The following is a 15,424-nucleotide window of genomic DNA, read 5'->3' as shown; positions in this document are numbered from 1 at the left end:
ACTAATAATATTTATGGTCGATATAACCACAATGGCAAACCACTGGTAGACATTTCAAATTCCAACCAGTCAACACCTGCACCCAATCTTGATGAAACCTGACGACTCCCCGGTAGAATGCGACTTAACAAAGGTTTTGGTTCTTCGAGAGTAAAACATGGGGTTTTTTCGGGGTCAAGACCAACCAGTTCTGCTGTCCAACGACGAGCATCTTCTTCTGTTCCCAGGCGGTCTACAATACCCAATTCTAAAGCTTGTTGCCCAGTAAAAATCCGTCCATCGGCGAAACTTTTCACAGTTTCCACTGCTAAAGAACGGCCATCGGCTACAGTTTGGACAAACTGCTGGTAACTTGTGTCAATCAACTCTTGCAGAATACTTTGTTCTGGTTCAGTTAGTTCTCGATCAAATGCCAATATGTCTTTATAGGGGCCTGACTTAATAACTTTGAAAGAAACACCGATTTTTTCAAGCAAGCGTTCCAAGTTATTTCCACGCAGAATTACACCAATGCTTCCGGTAATGGTTCCGGGGTTAGCCATGATGTGTTCGGCTCCCATACCGATGTAGACACCACCAGAGGCGGAAATATTACCAAAACTAGCGACAATTTTGACTTTTTCGCGCAATCGCTTGAGAGCGCTGTAAATTTCTTGGGAATCTCCGACTGTTCCCCCAGGGCTATCGATGCGTAAAAGTAAAGCTGGAAATTTCTTTTCTTCTACGGTTTTGAGGGATTCTAATACACGTTTGCGAGTAGCACTTGCGATCGCACCAGTAATTTCAATCCGTGCAATTTGTTTACGAAACTTGGATTTAAACGGCCAAACCATGAGCAGTCAAAAAACCTCGTATATGATCTCACTATAAAATGCCCATAGATTAAAATAAATGAGCATTCTGCTATTCAAGCATTTTATAGCAGACACCGAAAAGACTGCTGGCGGTTACTTTTTGCTGGATGTAGGCTTTCTGAAAATTTATAGTCTTTTTTAAATAAATTCTGCGGTCACAGTTCCTAAACTTTGGCAATCCATGACTTTGATTTTAATAATTAGGTAATTAATTTAACAATATTAATCTTTAATGCCAATCCTGAATAAAATTTGGTTTGGCTTGTTCAATGCTTACTATAGTTGGATTTTAGAATTTTTATTAGCCGATCAAGACCTGACGCGCAAATAATTTACTCAAGAGTCTATGCGTAAAATTTGACAACGGTAATAAGCATAAGTATCAAATAATGCTCCGACAAAGCTCCAAGTCAAACCGATAATTAATAGTCCGCGTAGAGATGAACCACTACCAAAAATTGCAAGAAAATGTAATATACCCGTAGCGCAGGCATCGGTGATTGTTTGCAATCCGGGCAAATAACCGATGACAGTTAAAAGCAGCAATATACCGCCAATTAAGAATATAGGTGCAAGAAAGCTAAAAATAATCGTAACTAATAAGGAACGGAGAAAGTTCATCAAGAAACTCATGAAAGACAACCTCCAGCAAGAAATCGCACAACAGCTAAATAACTATTTATCATCTTCTACAATACGTGCGATCGCCCCCTAGAGGTGAATATGTCAAAAATCTTAAGTTTTCATTAAAAAAACAGACAGTAACTACACAACCTGCACCACGTACAAATGCGTCTGTAAAGTGATCAAACCTTTATTAATTCAAGCTTTGAGCTTATGTCTACTAAATAGCACACATCACAAAGTATGTTGGCAAAGCTTTATTTTATGAGAGTAACTTTAAACTAAGTTAACGTGAACCGATTTAAAAAGTCTGAAGTGTGAAGTGTAAAGTATGAAATTCTGCCTTGTGACAAATAACAAATGGCTCTTGACTGTTGACTGTTAACTTTCGCTATTCTTAAGGCAATTACCGAGTTAGCTACAAAACATTGAGCCAGATTACATCTAATTTCAGTTTAGCAGCATGGGGTCAGCGATTGCTGGCAGCGATTTTTCTGGGGGGACAAGTGATAGTTCACCTGCTGCGGGGCAAGATACATTGGCGGAATACTGTAGAACAAATGGCCGCAGTCGGGCCAGACTCTTTATTTATTGCTTTGTTAACAGCAATTTTTGTGGGTGCTGTGTTTACCATTCAGGTGGCGCGAGAGTTTATTAACTTTGGGGCGGGTAATATTGTCGGTGGCGTGCTGGCGGTGGCTTTAACACGAGAACTTTCACCTGTACTCACAGCAGTTATTTTAGCGGGGCGAGTAGGGTCAGCTTTTGCCGCAGAAATCGGTACTATGCGGGTTACAGAACAAATTGATGCACTCTTGATGTTAAAAACAGACCCCATCGATTATTTAGTTATCCCTCGGATGATTGCTTGTTGCTTAATGCTGCCAATTTTAACGCTGCTGTCGTTAGTAACAGGTATGTTTGGTGGATTGATTGTGGCCACTAACATCTACGGACTCGCTGATACAGTATTTCTAGACTCCGCCCGCAACCTGCTAGACACTTGGGATATTTGTAGTGCTTTGGTGAAAGCAGTTTGTTTTGGCTTATTAATTGCTGTTGTTGGGTGCAGTTGGGGTTTGACAACCACAGGTGGTGCTAAAGGTGTCGGACAATCAACTACAACCGCTGTAGTAACTGCTTTGCTGCTGATATTTATTAGTAACTTCTTTTTGTCGTGGTTGATGTTTCAAGGTGCGGGTAGCGCTTTAGTGAAAGGGTTTTAGGAGTGCTGAGTGCTGATTAGCTTGTTTTTACCTTGTTCCCTTGCTGATCAGAGAAAACTGTTAACACCTAAAATAGGAAAGATGTCTACTACCGAAACAGGATTTGAAACAGTGACCAGTTCATTTGCGCCTAACTCCGCAGCAACAGTGGAACTCAAACCTAGTTACAATATCCCTGTTGTGTTGGTGATTGCAGCGATTCTTATTGTGATTGTGCAACCTTTGATAGGAGGAGCGATCGCACTTTTCGGCTTGTTTCTTTTGTTTCAAACTGTAACATTACGCTTGCAATTTACTGCCACCGACTTAGATATTTACAGAGGTGAAAAGTTAATTCGGCGTTTTCCTTACCGAGAATGGCAAAACTGGCGGATATTCTGGAATGGGTTTCCGGTTCTGTTTTATTTTAAAGAAATCAACAGTATTCACTTTTTACCAATTTTGTTCGACCCCAACACCTTAAAAAGTTGTTTGGAAGAACGTTGTCCACGTATTTAGTGCTAAGTCAAGAGTCAAGAGTCAATGGTTAAAAGTGTAAAGTGCTGACAAATGACGAATGACGAATGACAAATAACCAAAAATTTATTCGCGTTTAGGAATTAGATTATCGTTTATGAACCCTGAGGCATCTCAAACTCCAGAACCAATAGATGAGTGGTTGGAGCAAATACAACCAGAAAACCCTGAAACAGAAAATCCAGAAAACTTATCTGTAGAGTCTGTTCTGGAAACAGAAGCACCAGCTTCAGCAGTTGACACAGAAGCAAGCGACACAAATATAGAATTGGCTAATTTTACAGATGAACCAGCCAAAGAAGTTCTATTAGCAACTGACACAACTGCAATAGGGTTAGAAACAAAATCAGAATCACAAAATAATTCCTTATACGCTGAAGCAGAGCAAAGATTAACGCAGTTGCAAGAAACGGAAGCTGCACTCAAAGCTGAAATTGCCACTTTGCAAGTAACTTACAACACACTGCAAACTCAATTAAGTGACACACAAACTGCACTGGGGCGTATTGTTCAAGAGTCACTGGCGCAATTAGAACAACGCAAACAAGCACTGCAAATTTCCATAGAACAGTTAGAACGCCGTCAAGAACGCATCCGCAATGAAATGCGAACTACTTTTGCGGGCGCATCACAAGACTTAGCAATTCGTGTTCAAGGTTTTAAAGATTATCTCACTGGTAGCTTACAAGATTTAGCCGCCGCTGCCGAGCAGTTACAACTAGTACCAGAAGTTAAAGAACGAGAAAGAGAAAAGCCAACTGTAAGAGAGGCTAAACCCACAGAACCCGAAACAAGTACACCACAATTTGCCCAACAGCAGTTTCAAGATACGGCCAAGCAAGTTCGCCGTTTAATTGACCAATATCGCAACAAACCTGATTATTATGGGCCTGCTTGGCAACTACGCCGCACCTTTGAACCAGTTCATGCAGAGCGAGTCTCGAATTGGTTTTTTGGCCAAGGAGGGCGGGGTGCTTTGCGGACAATGGGTAGCCGGTTGCAGAATACATTGATTGCTTCTGCCATTATTTCGATATTACATAAACTATATGGCGATCGCGTCCGTACTTTGGTTTTAGCTAACACACCAGAACGCTTGGGTGAATGGCGGCGGGGTTTACAAGATTGTTTAGGTATCGGTCGCCCAGATTTTGGACCTGACCGAGGAGTAGTATTATTTGAAGCAGCAGACGCTTTAGCACAAAAAGCTGACCGTTTGGTAAAAGCTAATCAGCTACCTTTAATTATCATTGACGATTCTGAAGAGCAAATCAGTTTGGGAATACTGCAATTTCCTTTGTGGTTAGCATTTGCTCCTGACCCCAAAGCAATGAGAAATTATGATGATGACTTTTAAGTGCAACTCATTTGTTCTGTTCTCGAAATAAATAATTTAAATTTGGTAGGGTGCGTTATGGACATTAGTCCTAACGCACTTCAAGTTTTTACTAATTTATTTATTCATTACCAAATCTTGTTAACAATTCCTCGCGGGATAATTCGAGTAATAAACGGCTATATTCTTGGGGTGGTAACTGTAGCAGAGGCTCAATTATTCTTTCTAATTCTGCATCTAGGGAACCAAATCTAACTCGCAATAAGTTTTCTACTACTTGGCGCTGCCCTTCTTGTAAAGTAGCTTCACGCCATTCTAAATAAGCTTGCGATAAGTTCATAATCACCTCTTGGTCATCTTCTGTCAGATTTTCTTGGTTGATGACTGTTATTCGCCAACTAACGTAAGATAGAGGGTTTTGAACCCGCGTAGGCGGGTTTTGTCTGTGTAGCTGCGACTTGAGTCGCTTGGTGCGAGATGTGAATTTACGCAGTTGTTAAAGCTGCTGGCTGTGAAACCCCACCACTGGCTTTAATCATATCGGCTGCTTTTTCTCCAATCATGATTGTGGGTGCATTCGTGTTTCCCGTTGTGAGGGTTGGCATAATTGAGGCATCTACGACACGTAACCCTTCAACACCGTATACTCGCAGTTGGTGGTCTACTACAGAATTGGCATCTGTTCCCATTTTGCAAGTGCCGACTGGGTGGTATACAGTGTCACAGGTTTCTTTGATGTAAGCTTGGAGTGCTTCATCACTAGTTACATTAGCGCCTGGTGCAACTTCCTCACCTCGGAAGTCATCAAATGCTTTTGAGTGCAAAATCTGGCGAATAATTTTGATACCTGCAACCAACTTTTGCAAATCAGATTCGCTTTGGAGATAGTTCATCCTGATGATAGGTGAATCATTGGGGGAAGCAGAACACAGGGTGATATGACCACGACTTTGAGGATTAGTCACACAGGCTGTAGCTACAAATCCTGGGGCTTCACGGGCGTATGCAGGATGTGTCCACAAAACAGGGCCAGAGTACAACTGCAAATCTGGTGCAACATCTGAACGACCTTCAGTGTGTAGGAACAATCCAGCTTCGGCAATATTACTAGTTGGAGCAGGTTGTAAATCATTCGTTGCTTGGTATGCAACCGCCACATGAAGATGATCTTGGAGGTTTTGACCAACTCCTGGTAAATTAACGACTACGGGAATATTGAGCGATCGCAAATTTTCTGCATTCCCAATCCCAGAAAGCATCAGCAGTTTCGGCGAATCAATTGCACCAGCACAAAGTATCACTTCCTGGTTGACAAAGGACTGATGTATTGTTCCGTTGTGCTGATACTCTACTCCTACGGTGCGGTTTCCTGCAAACAATAACCGAGTAACTAATGCACCAGTGGTAACTGTTAAGTTAGGACGCTCTAAAATCGGTACGAGAAACGCGGCGGCTGCACTGTGTCGCTGACCATCTTTAACTGTTAACTGATACAGTCCGGCTCCCTGCTGTTGTGCGCCATTAAAATCAGGATTGAGTTCATAACCTAGTTCTACTGCTGCTTCGACAAATTTATGTGATGTTACAGCAGGCGCAATTGGGTCGGTAATGCTCAAAGCACCACCGACACCGTGAAATTCGGATGCTCCCCGTTGTTGGTTTTCCGATTTCTTGAAGTAAGGCAACACATCTTGGTAACTCCAACCAAGATTGCCTAATTTCTGCCAATGATCATAATCATACCGACTGCCACGAATATAAATCATGGCGTTGATTGTACTGCTTCCACCTAAGCCTTTACCGCGCGGACAATAGATTTTGCGATTGTTTATGTAGGGTTCTTCTTCCGTAAAATATGCCCAGTCAACCTCAGTACCCCAAAGTTGTGGCCAGTATAGAGGAACTTGATACTCTGGTTTAGTAGCTGGATTGCCAGCTTCGAGTAATAATACAGTTGTTTTACCGTCTTCTGTGAGGCGGTTAGCCAGAACGCACCCAGCCGAGCCTGCGCCAATCACAATATAGTCATATTTAGTCATAAGCTGCTGAATTAATTGCAAAATTTCTAAAATCTTACTATTCTCAGCGATCGCACAGCTTATATCAATTTTGGATTTTAGATTTTGGATTTTGGATTAAAAAGCTTGATTGATAAACTATGGGACTTACGCACTCAGATTGATTGTTGAGAGTGGGGGTCATGGGTGTAAGGGTGTGTGGGTAAGGGTTTTGCTCACTCATACCATACACCCTGAGCTATGCCAATTTGGTATTACTCTGGTAAGCCTGTAATTTGCAGTAAATCTAACTCGCGCTCAAAGATTTCATCAATGGGTAACATTTGACCATCGGTAGTCATAAATTTATGGTCTTTTGTGGCTCGAATAACTGAACCGTCTTCTAAACCATACTCGAATACTTCCTGTTGTCCTCGATTATGCCATTGAGCGATCGCCTGGGTATACACATGACCATGACTATCAACGGTGAACACGCTGCATTCGAGTTGTTTTTCAACAATTTCGCCAATGGGTATCAAGCCATATTCAACTGTTAACACTCGTGTATTGTAGCTGAGGCAATATTCGGCAAACTTTAGCATGTCATCAAATAACTTTTCAGCTACTTGCTTTTTCACACCGTTTTTCGTGGAACCATCAATGAATTTTTCCTGCTGCTTCTGCATTTCGGAAACTTTCTTTTTCCCCATCGCGCGGCGCAGCAAGTCAGCTTGTCCTAAAGAATAACCAGCCATGTCTTGAGCAATTTTCATGATTTGCTCTTGATAGACCATGATGCCGTAAGTTTCATTTAAGATTGGTTCTAAAATCTGGCTTTCATAGTCAATATTTTCGCGCCCGTGTTTGCGGTTAATAAACTTAGGAATCAACCCCGCATCTAAAGGGCCTGGTCGATAAAGTGCCAGAATTGAAGAAATATCTTCAATATTAGAAGGTTTCAAATCACGGACAATTTGTTTCATTCCCGATGATTCTAATTGAAATATCCCTTCTAATTCTCCCGATTCTAAAAGTTCATAGGTTTTCTGCACATCTTTAGGCAGAGTTTTATGTTCGCCTTTGGCTAAAATCTTTTGTGATTTTCTTTCTTGGTTAGTTATTTCGTAAGGGTCGATTCTATAACCTTTGTTCGCCTCAATCAAATCAATGGTTTTTTGAATCATTGTCAGGTTTCTTAAACCCAAGAAGTCCATTTTTAATAGACCCATTGATTCCAAGTCTTCCATGAAATATTGGGTAATTACTGAACCGTCATTATTTCGTTGTAGAGGCACAATTTCATCAAGGGGGTCAGCAGAAATAACTACACCTGCTGCGTGGACACCGAAGGTTTTGTTCGTTCCTTCGATACGCATTGCCATATCAACCCAATGGCGCACTTTCGGGTCATTATCATATTTTTCTTTAAACTCTGGTTCGGGGGTTTGATCAGAAATCATCACCTTGAGTTTAGTTGGTTTCCCCCGCACCACAGGAATTAATTTTGCCATTTTGTCGGCTTCGCCATAGGGAATATTCAAAACTCTGGCGACATCTTTTAATACAGCTTTAGAAGTTAAACGGTTAAAGGTAATAATTTGAGCAACTCTATCTGTACCGTATTTTTCTGTTACATAATTAATAACTTGATCCCGTTTTTCAATGCAAAAATCGGTATCAATATCAGGCATTGATTTACGTTCTGGATTCAAGAAACGCTCAAATAGTAATCCATGATGTACGGGGTCAATGTTAGTAATTCCCATTGTGTAGGCTACTAAAGACCCCGCCGCAGATCCACGGCCTGGCCCTACAGGAATATTGTTATCTCTGGCAAATTTGATGTAATCCCACACAACTAAAAAGTATGTAGAAAAACCCATTTGCTGGAGCATTTTTAGTTCATATTCTAGTCTTTCTTTATATACTGAATCGACTTCTGCGCGGGTTTTTCTGTTTAATCTATCTAAAAGACCTTGCCAAGCAACTTCTTCGACGTAAGTATCAGCAGTGTGACCAGAAGGAATCGGATAGTTAGGAATGCGAGGCTCACCCATAATATTGTAAGGCTCGACTTTATCTGCGACTTCTTCGGTAGTAGCTATTGCTTCTTCAATAACATCATCGGGTAAATGGTCGCGGAATAGCATTCTCATTTCTTCGGCAGATTTGAGATATTCTGTGCCGCTATAACGCATCCGGTTATCTTCAACAATTAGCTTGCCGGTTTGAATACAAAGTAAAGCGTCGTGGGCTTCAACATCAAAACAAGAAATATAATGAGAGTCATTAGTAGCAATAAATTTTATGCCTAATTCTCGCGCAATTTTGACAATTTCAACATTAACAATGCGGTCTTCTTGGGAGCCGTGGTCTTGAATTTCTAAATAAAAATCATCACCAAATACATCTTTATACCACTGGGCAACTTTGCGGGCGGCATCTGGTCTATTACTGAGAATTGCTTGGGGAATTTCGCCACCTAAACATGCACTGGTGACAATCAAACCTTCATGATATTGTTTGAGTAATTCTTTATTAATGCAGGGACGAGAAAAAATACCTTTACCTTGTACACCTTTGAGGTGAGAAATAGTGGTTAATTTAACTAAATTTTTATATCCTTGATTATTTTTTGCTAAAACAATTTGATGATAACGGGGGCGACGTTCTTGTTTTTCGATATCGCCGTTAATAATATACATTTCGTTGCCAATAATTGGCTTAACATTTTTACTACGGCAAATCTTCAGCAGTTCCACAGCACCATACATGACACCATGATCTGTTACTGCGATCGCTTTTATCCCCAATTCTATGGCGCGGTCAATCAAGTCTGGTAGCTGACTCGCCCCATCTAGCAAACTATAGTCACTGTGAATATGTAAAGGTACGAAAGACATAATTTTGTCAATAGTCAATGGTCAATGGTCAATGGTCAATAGTCATTTGTTATTTGTTATTTTTACCCCTGCTCCTCTGCTCCTCCGCTCCTCTGCCCCCCAACTCCCTAGATTGATTAGATTATCTTGTTTAAGTAAATTCCACTTCCGCAATTGTTGTTGTAATAGTTACCTTAGTTCAGTTACTAAGCTTTACCAATGAGTCAAACAGAGAGTCAACATCCGCCCGATACCACTTCCCGTCCTTGGTGGCGGCGCATTCCTCTGACGTTGCAAATTGTGATTGCCTTAATACTGGCTGTGATTCTGGGAATTGCCTTGGGTGCGGGAAATCCTAGCCCTAGCAATGCTGCTTTCATCAACAATTTAGCAATTCCAGCAGAACTTGTACTTAAGGCACTCCGGGCTTTGGCAACACCGCTGATTTTGGTAGCAGTGCTGCATACTTTTATGACAGCGAGTATCCCTGGTACAGCCGGACGGCGGTTAGCGTTATTACTTTTTACCAATACCACTGTAGCGATTTTGATTGGGCTATTTGTGGCTAACGTCCTGCGTCCGGGAACTTGGGGAAGTTTACCCAAGCCAAAGACAGCGGTTGCAGGTGCAAGTATTGACCCTTGGGGATTAATTAAAGATGCTGTACCAGAAGCAGTGCTTGCGCCGTTGGTGAATAATAATGTAATTCAATTAATTGTTGTTGCCCTTTGCTTTGGCATTGTTTTGCGCGGCTTGAAATCAGAACAAATCGCCCAAGGTAAGACAGGATATCAACCAATTGAAGATGTGATTGGGATTTTGTTTGAGGCGGTAATTCGCATCCTTAATTGGGTAATTGCTTTGGTTCCCTTTGCTGTGTTTGGCATTGTGGCTAAAACTGTGGCGGAAAAAGGCTTTGCCCCTTTTGTGTCTTTAGCGGCTTTTATTGTGGCGGTGCTGGTAGCGTTAGTATTACAGGCTTGCTACTATCTCACCAGAGTTAAATTTAATTCTTGGGTAAACCCATTGAGATTTTTGGCTGGTGGTTCTGATGCCTTTATTACGGCGTTCTCGACTTCTTCTTCGACTGTAGCAATGCCTATTACCTGGGAGGTTTTGCAAACCAAAATTGGTTTGAGAGAATCTTCAGCATCTTTAGGGGCATTAGTCGGCGCAAACTTTAACAATGATGGTACTGCCCTTTACGAGGCGATGTCTGCGTTGTATATTTCTCAAGTGATTGGACAGCATTTAAATTTGGGACAGCAGTTAATTGTAGTGCTGACATCGATTTTTGCATCGGTGGGGGCTGCTGGTATTCCCAATGCGGGGTTGGTGACGATGACTTTAGTGTTTACTTCGGTGCGCTTGCCGACTGAGTATATCGCCTTGTTGGTGACTGTTGACTGGTTTTTAGACCGTTGTCGGACTGCGATTAATGTGATGGGAGATATGACTGTGAGTGCGGTGCTGGATGGGAAAAAGCCGCGTTATGAGGAGGTAGAACCAGGCATTAAAGGTGAGGATGATAATTGAAGGCTTCTAATAACCTTATATTTGTACGCTGTGTGATTGATCAACCTTTACCAGTGGGAATCATAACAAAAATTCACCAAGGTAAAGAGCCAATGGCCTACCAAAACATTACAGCCTCCCTTTCCCCAGAAGATATCCAAGAAATTAAAGCCGCCTTTGCAACCATTCAAGCAAAGTTGCCTTTTCTCGTCACTCTGAGTGTCGAAGAACGACGTAAATTATTTAAGATGGGCGATAAAAGCCTAGCTTTCGTCAACAATAGCCTGACTGCTGCCCAGTCGAACCGCGAAATTCTACCAGCCAGCTTTGATGTAGATGAATTTGTCCGGGATTATCAATTAGCCGCCACCCTCACCGAACTGTTGATTGGACTGCGACAACTAACAGAACAAGTAGATGACACTTTGTTGGCAGTTGGCAGTGAAGCAATGGGTAGTAGTTTAACAGTTTATGATTACGTCAAGACTGCGGCTAAGAAAACTCCAGGATTAAAAACTGTTGCTGAACAATTGGGGGAAAGGTTTAAAGCGATGAAAAGTAAACCTGCTAAAGCTGTATCTAATTCATAAGTTGTAATTTAACGTACAAGATTAGATCCCCGACTTCTTTGAGAAGTCGAGGATCTGATTTTAGTGCCATATTTAGATGAGCGAGTCTTTGATACTCGTGAATGAGTCTTTGATACTCGTGAGTGAGTCTTTAATATTCGTGGACGAGTGTTTGATACTCGTGGGCGAGTCTTTGATACTGGCGTGAGAGTGTTTGATACTCGTGGACGAGTCTGTGATACTCAGCGATGAGTCTTTGATATTGGCGCGAGAGTGTTTAATACTTGTGGGCGAGTCTTGAATACTCGTGGACGAGTGTTTGATACTCGTGAGCGAGTCTTTGATACTCAGCGATGAGTCTTTAATACTGGCGTGAGAGTATTTGATACTGGTGAGCGAGTATTACGTTGTGTGCAATTGTCTCTCAAACCTAACCCCCAACCCCTTCCCTACGAGGGAAGGGGAGCAAGAATTAAAGCCTCTCTCCTTCCAGGGGAGAGGTTTGGAGAGGGGTTCTTATATCCAGCGAACTCACGTCAAATTAAATCCGATTTTTTCACTACGAATCAGGAATTACAAATTGCTAGTTTGATAATATACCCATAACCCCGTGTAATCTGCCAGCTTGCCCCAAATATGCTGCTAACTCCCCGCCGCACCCGCAAAGCTTCACCTTTTATCCTGTATCCTTTAGCCTTCATCCTTTCCTTTTTTCTCACCTTGACTTGGGTAAACGCTAAAGAAACATCCAAGCCTCAGCCAGAAGCATGGCAGATTAACGGTATAGTAGCCGCCCTTGATGATGGACATGACGAAGTTAAAAAACTCGCTTTTGATAAATTCAATGAATATGATTTACAAAATTTGAAATCAGTAATAGAAAAACCAGAGAATATTGCTCAAAAAGCTGCCAAACTCCTCAAGGATAAATCCGTTGAAAGTTATGTTCGTTCCAGTGCAGCAGTGGCATTGGGAAATCTGGGGGAGGTTGCCAAACCCTACGTCAAAGACATCGCCGACATCCTCAAAGATCAATCCGTTGACTCAAATGTTCGTGCCGGTGTCGCACAGGCATTGGGAAATCTAGGGGAGGTTGCCAAACCTTACGTCAAAGACATCGCCGACATCCTCAAAGATCAATCCGTTGACTCAAATGTTCGTGCCGGTGTCGCACAGGCATTGGGAAATCTAGGGGAGGTTGCCAAACCCTACGTCAAAGACATCGCCGATATCCTCAAAGATCAATCCGTTAATTTAATTATTCGTTATTATGCAGTGGAAGCATTGGGAAATCTGGGGGAGGTTGCCAAACCCTACGTCAAAGACATCGCCGACATCCTCAAGGATAAATCCGTTGACGAATATGTTCGTTCCAGTGCAGCATTGGCATTGGGAAATCTGAGGGAGGTTGCCAAACCCTACGTCAAAGACATTGTTGACATCCTCAAGGATAAATCTGTTGACTCTGAAGTTCGTCGCAGTGCAGCAGAGGCATTGGGAAATCTGGGGGAAGCAGCTAAACCCTATGTTAAAGACATCCTCGACTTCCTTAAGGATACAAATAAAACCACTGACCTATATATTCGTTCCCGCGTAGCAGCAGCATTGGCAAATCTAGGGGAAGCAGCTAAACCCTACGTCAAAGACATTGTTGACATCCTCAAGGATAAATCCATTGAATCTAATGTTCGTTCCAGCGCAGCAGCAGCATTGGTGAATTTGGGAGAAACTGCCAAACCCTACGCCAAAGACATCTTTGACTTCTTCAAGGATAAAACTTCTATTACTATTGCCTATAGTAATGACTCCAGAATTCGTACTGGTGCAACAGAAGCATTGGCAAATCTGGGGATGAAAGACACAAGCAAACTCTATGTTAAAGATATTGGTGACATCCTCAAAGATAAAACTATTGACCAAGATATGCGTTCTGGTGCAGTTGTGGCATTGGGAAATATTGGGGAGGCTGCTAAACCCTACTTCAAAGACATCCTTGACTTCTTCAAGGATGAAACTGTTGATAAAAATTTTCGTAAAGATGCAGCAGAAGCATTGGGTAAGATAGAACAACTCAACCTAAATAATGTTGTAGTAATTCTGGATAGAGTCTATTACGTAGGTCAATCAGAATTTTTGCAGTGGCGGTTTTTAAGCTATTTCCTGGGTGGTGGCACTGAGGAAGTCAAAACACTCATGACATGGCTGGGGTTTCCTAAAAAAATTCCTGCGTCATTAACCCATGACCAAGCTGATAAAACTCTCAAAATTTTTGCCCAAGCTTGGGAACCCAGCCGAGATTTTGCACGATTACGGGAAGATTTAGCCAAACAAATTGCCCTAGTCGCCAGAAAAGTATCTTGGCAACCGCAAGATATTGGGATTTTAGAAACTCACTACCACAACCTCAAAAACGCCGGATACAGCGAAGCCGACTCACTGCAATCAGTTATAGTTAACCTCAAGGGTTGGCAGTGGTTTTTCAACGCCAGAATCACTCTCATCTCTCACGCCGCCTTTTGGCTTGCCCTGATCTTTGCCTACCCCAAATTCCCCCAAATCCAAGCCATCTTCTTCTGGAACCCTTGGGTTCGCCGCATCTTGGGCGTGGGTTACGTCGGCTTTCTCCTCACCTGGGTTCCGTTTTTCCGCCGCAAGTTATTTGAACCCTTCAAGCCTTCCCTCCTCGCCGATGCCAGGTTAGATAACTTTCATGACCAATCATATTTCCCCCAGTCGCAAGTCAAAATCCCTTCAGGTGACATCTTCCCAGTTACCGCCGCCCTCCCAAGCATCAAAGGACAAGTTATCTTACAAGGTGATTCCGGCTTAGGCAAGTCGATGTTTCTCCGCCATCTGCTGACAAACTCTCAGCGCATTGTTGTTTACCTCCCCGCCCAAAAATGCGATAAAGGCGTAATCGAAGCCATTCAAGACAAGCTACACGGGCAAGCCCAAGATGCCGGCTTCCTCAAAAACCTGATTTACAGTGGTGCAATTGACATCTGCATTGACGGACTCAACGAAGTCACCGCCGAAACACGTGCCAAAATCTGCCAGTTTGTCGAAAGCTATTTCCGGGGCAACATTATTATGACTACCCAGCCCCTAGAATGGACACCACCCTCAACGGCAAAAACCTATTACTTGCAGCCCCTAGAACAAAGCCAAATTCAAGAGTTTTTACTTTCCCGCCAGCCGCGACTGCCCAAAGATGCCCTAGTCCAAGGTAAAGATTACGAAATAGCCTGCATAGATTACTTAAAAGAAGTCCTTAACCCCCAGCAACCCGAAGAAGAATTAAAAGCTGCCCGTCGCATTCTTTCTAACCCAATGGATTTAACCGTAGTTGCCCTGATGTTATCCCAAGGCAAACATCCCAACTTGTTCCGCCTGCAAGAACAGCAATACAATTTAATGGCAGCAGAATATTTCAAAGAATGGAATCAAGAATTTCCCTTAAAAAAATTCGCCGCCGCTGTCTACGAAATGCGACTCCAAGACAAACAAGCCTTACCCGCTGAGGAATTTTTCCAAGTTGTGAAATCTTTAGAAGATGAGAAATACAAAATGGTCGTCAGCCGTCAATGGCAAGATGAAAAAGGCGAAGCCAAGCAAGAATGGTACTTCCGCCACGATAAAATTATGGACTTTTTCTTAGTGCAGAACTTCCTGGGCGACAGTGATGAAGCGGAAGGATTATTAGTTGATAGAATGGGCGACCCCCGTTTTCGTGGGGTTTATTTTTTGTTAGCAACCTTGCTACCGTTAGATGCAGCCAAAGAACTGCGGGAAAAATTGATTCAATACGCGGCGGATACTAAAGACAATACGGTGAGTAATACCTTTGTGCAGTTGTTACGGACTAGGTAGTGCTGAGTGCTGAGGCTGGTGTTGGGTTTCGC

11 protein-coding genes are annotated in these 15,424 nt (G+C 42.4%); 6 read left to right on the top strand and 5 right to left on the bottom strand.

Going from position 1 to position 15,424, the window contains the following annotated elements; genetic code table 11:
* Positions 1–11 precede the first annotated feature (11 nt).
* The gene (gene sppA, locus ACMX3D_RS16240) at positions 12–833 is read right to left on the bottom strand and encodes a signal peptide peptidase SppA (protein WP_482746924.1); all 822 of its coding nucleotides are present in this window, start codon (positions 831–833) and stop codon (positions 12–14) included.
* 357 nt (positions 834–1,190) lie between these two features.
* The gene (locus ACMX3D_RS16235) at positions 1,191–1,487 is read right to left on the bottom strand and encodes a hypothetical protein (RefSeq protein ID WP_482746923.1); all 297 of its coding nucleotides are present in this window, start codon (positions 1,485–1,487) and stop codon (positions 1,191–1,193) included.
* A gap of 419 nt (positions 1,488–1,906) precedes the next feature.
* Here ACMX3D_RS16235 and ACMX3D_RS16230 point away from each other — a divergent pair, with 419 nt between their 5' ends.
* The 3 genes from ACMX3D_RS16230 (at position 1,907) to ACMX3D_RS16220 (ending at position 4,577) form a co-directional block, all read left to right on the top strand.
* Positions 1,907–2,704 (top strand): MlaE family lipid ABC transporter permease subunit, encoded by a 798-nt coding sequence (locus ACMX3D_RS16230; protein ID WP_482746922.1) that lies wholly within the window; start codon positions 1,907–1,909, stop codon positions 2,702–2,704.
* Positions 2,705–2,785: 81 nt separating this feature from the next.
* Positions 2,786–3,202 carry a DUF3119 family protein gene (locus ACMX3D_RS16225; protein WP_482746921.1) on the top strand — a complete coding sequence of 139 codons (417 nt, stop codon included), beginning with the start codon at positions 2,786–2,788 and terminating at the stop codon, positions 3,200–3,202.
* Between the two features lie 115 nt (positions 3,203–3,317).
* On the top strand, positions 3,318–4,577 hold the full coding sequence (locus ACMX3D_RS16220; RefSeq protein ID WP_482746920.1) for a DUF3086 domain-containing protein: 1,260 nt from the start codon (positions 3,318–3,320) through the stop codon (positions 4,575–4,577).
* Positions 4,578–4,677: 100 nt separating this feature from the next.
* Here the strand turns inward: ACMX3D_RS16220 and ACMX3D_RS16215 are convergent, their stop codons facing one another.
* The 3 genes from ACMX3D_RS16215 to ACMX3D_RS16205 form a co-directional block, all read right to left on the bottom strand.
* Positions 4,678–4,896, bottom strand: a complete 219-nt coding sequence (locus ACMX3D_RS16215) for a hypothetical protein (RefSeq protein ID WP_482746919.1) — start codon at positions 4,894–4,896, stop codon at positions 4,678–4,680.
* A gap of 145 nt (positions 4,897–5,041) precedes the next feature.
* Positions 5,042–6,595, bottom strand: coding sequence for a GMC family oxidoreductase (locus tag ACMX3D_RS16210; RefSeq protein WP_482746918.1), 1,554 nt, complete (start codon positions 6,593–6,595; stop codon positions 5,042–5,044).
* Positions 6,596–6,828: 233 nt separating this feature from the next.
* Positions 6,829–9,459, bottom strand: a complete 2,631-nt coding sequence (locus tag ACMX3D_RS16205) for a DNA polymerase III subunit alpha (protein ID WP_482752354.1) — start codon at positions 9,457–9,459, stop codon at positions 6,829–6,831.
* 198 nt (positions 9,460–9,657) lie between these two features.
* Between ACMX3D_RS16205 and ACMX3D_RS16200 the strand changes: the two genes are divergently transcribed.
* The 3 genes from ACMX3D_RS16200 (at position 9,658) to ACMX3D_RS16190 (ending at position 15,392) form a co-directional block, all read left to right on the top strand.
* A complete protein-coding gene (locus ACMX3D_RS16200; protein WP_482746917.1) occupies positions 9,658–10,974 on the top strand; it encodes a dicarboxylate/amino acid:cation symporter in 1,317 nt (438 codons plus the stop codon).
* A 92-nt stretch (positions 10,975–11,066) separates the two neighbouring features.
* A complete protein-coding gene (locus ACMX3D_RS16195; RefSeq protein WP_482752353.1) occupies positions 11,067–11,543 on the top strand; it encodes a hypothetical protein in 477 nt (158 codons plus the stop codon).
* A 615-nt stretch (positions 11,544–12,158) separates the two neighbouring features.
* Positions 12,159–15,392, top strand: coding sequence for a HEAT repeat domain-containing protein (locus tag ACMX3D_RS16190; RefSeq protein WP_482746916.1), 3,234 nt, complete (start codon positions 12,159–12,161; stop codon positions 15,390–15,392).
* Positions 15,393–15,424 lie beyond the last annotated feature (32 nt).

This window comes from Anabaena sp. TISTR 8404 (assembly GCF_056847745.1).
Note: the sequence above shows the minus strand (reverse complement) of the source record. Positions and strands in the feature narration are given on the sequence as shown.

Excerpts from the sequence above, each read along its gene's own strand:
- sppA (WP_482746924.1), bottom strand. The coding sequence starts at position 833 with ATGGTTTGGCCGTTTAAATCCAAGTTTCGTAAACAAATTGCACGGATT.
- ACMX3D_RS16235 (WP_482746923.1), bottom strand. The coding sequence starts at position 1,487 with ATGAGTTTCTTGATGAACTTTCTCCGTTCCTTATTAGTTACGATTATT.
- ACMX3D_RS16225 (WP_482746921.1), top strand. The coding sequence starts at position 2,786 with ATGTCTACTACCGAAACAGGATTTGAAACAGTGACCAGTTCATTTGCG.
- ACMX3D_RS16220 (WP_482746920.1), top strand. The coding sequence starts at position 3,318 with ATGAACCCTGAGGCATCTCAAACTCCAGAACCAATAGATGAGTGGTTG.
- ACMX3D_RS16215 (WP_482746919.1), bottom strand. The coding sequence starts at position 4,896 with ATGAACTTATCGCAAGCTTATTTAGAATGGCGTGAAGCTACTTTACAA.
- ACMX3D_RS16210 (WP_482746918.1), bottom strand. The coding sequence starts at position 6,595 with ATGACTAAATATGACTATATTGTGATTGGCGCAGGCTCGGCTGGGTGC.
- ACMX3D_RS16205 (WP_482752354.1), bottom strand. The coding sequence starts at position 9,459 with ATGTCTTTCGTACCTTTACATATTCACAGTGACTATAGTTTGCTAGAT.
- ACMX3D_RS16200 (WP_482746917.1), top strand. The coding sequence starts at position 9,658 with ATGAGTCAAACAGAGAGTCAACATCCGCCCGATACCACTTCCCGTCCT.
- ACMX3D_RS16195 (WP_482752353.1), top strand. The coding sequence starts at position 11,067 with ATGGCCTACCAAAACATTACAGCCTCCCTTTCCCCAGAAGATATCCAA.
- ACMX3D_RS16190 (WP_482746916.1), top strand. The coding sequence starts at position 12,159 with ATGCTGCTAACTCCCCGCCGCACCCGCAAAGCTTCACCTTTTATCCTG.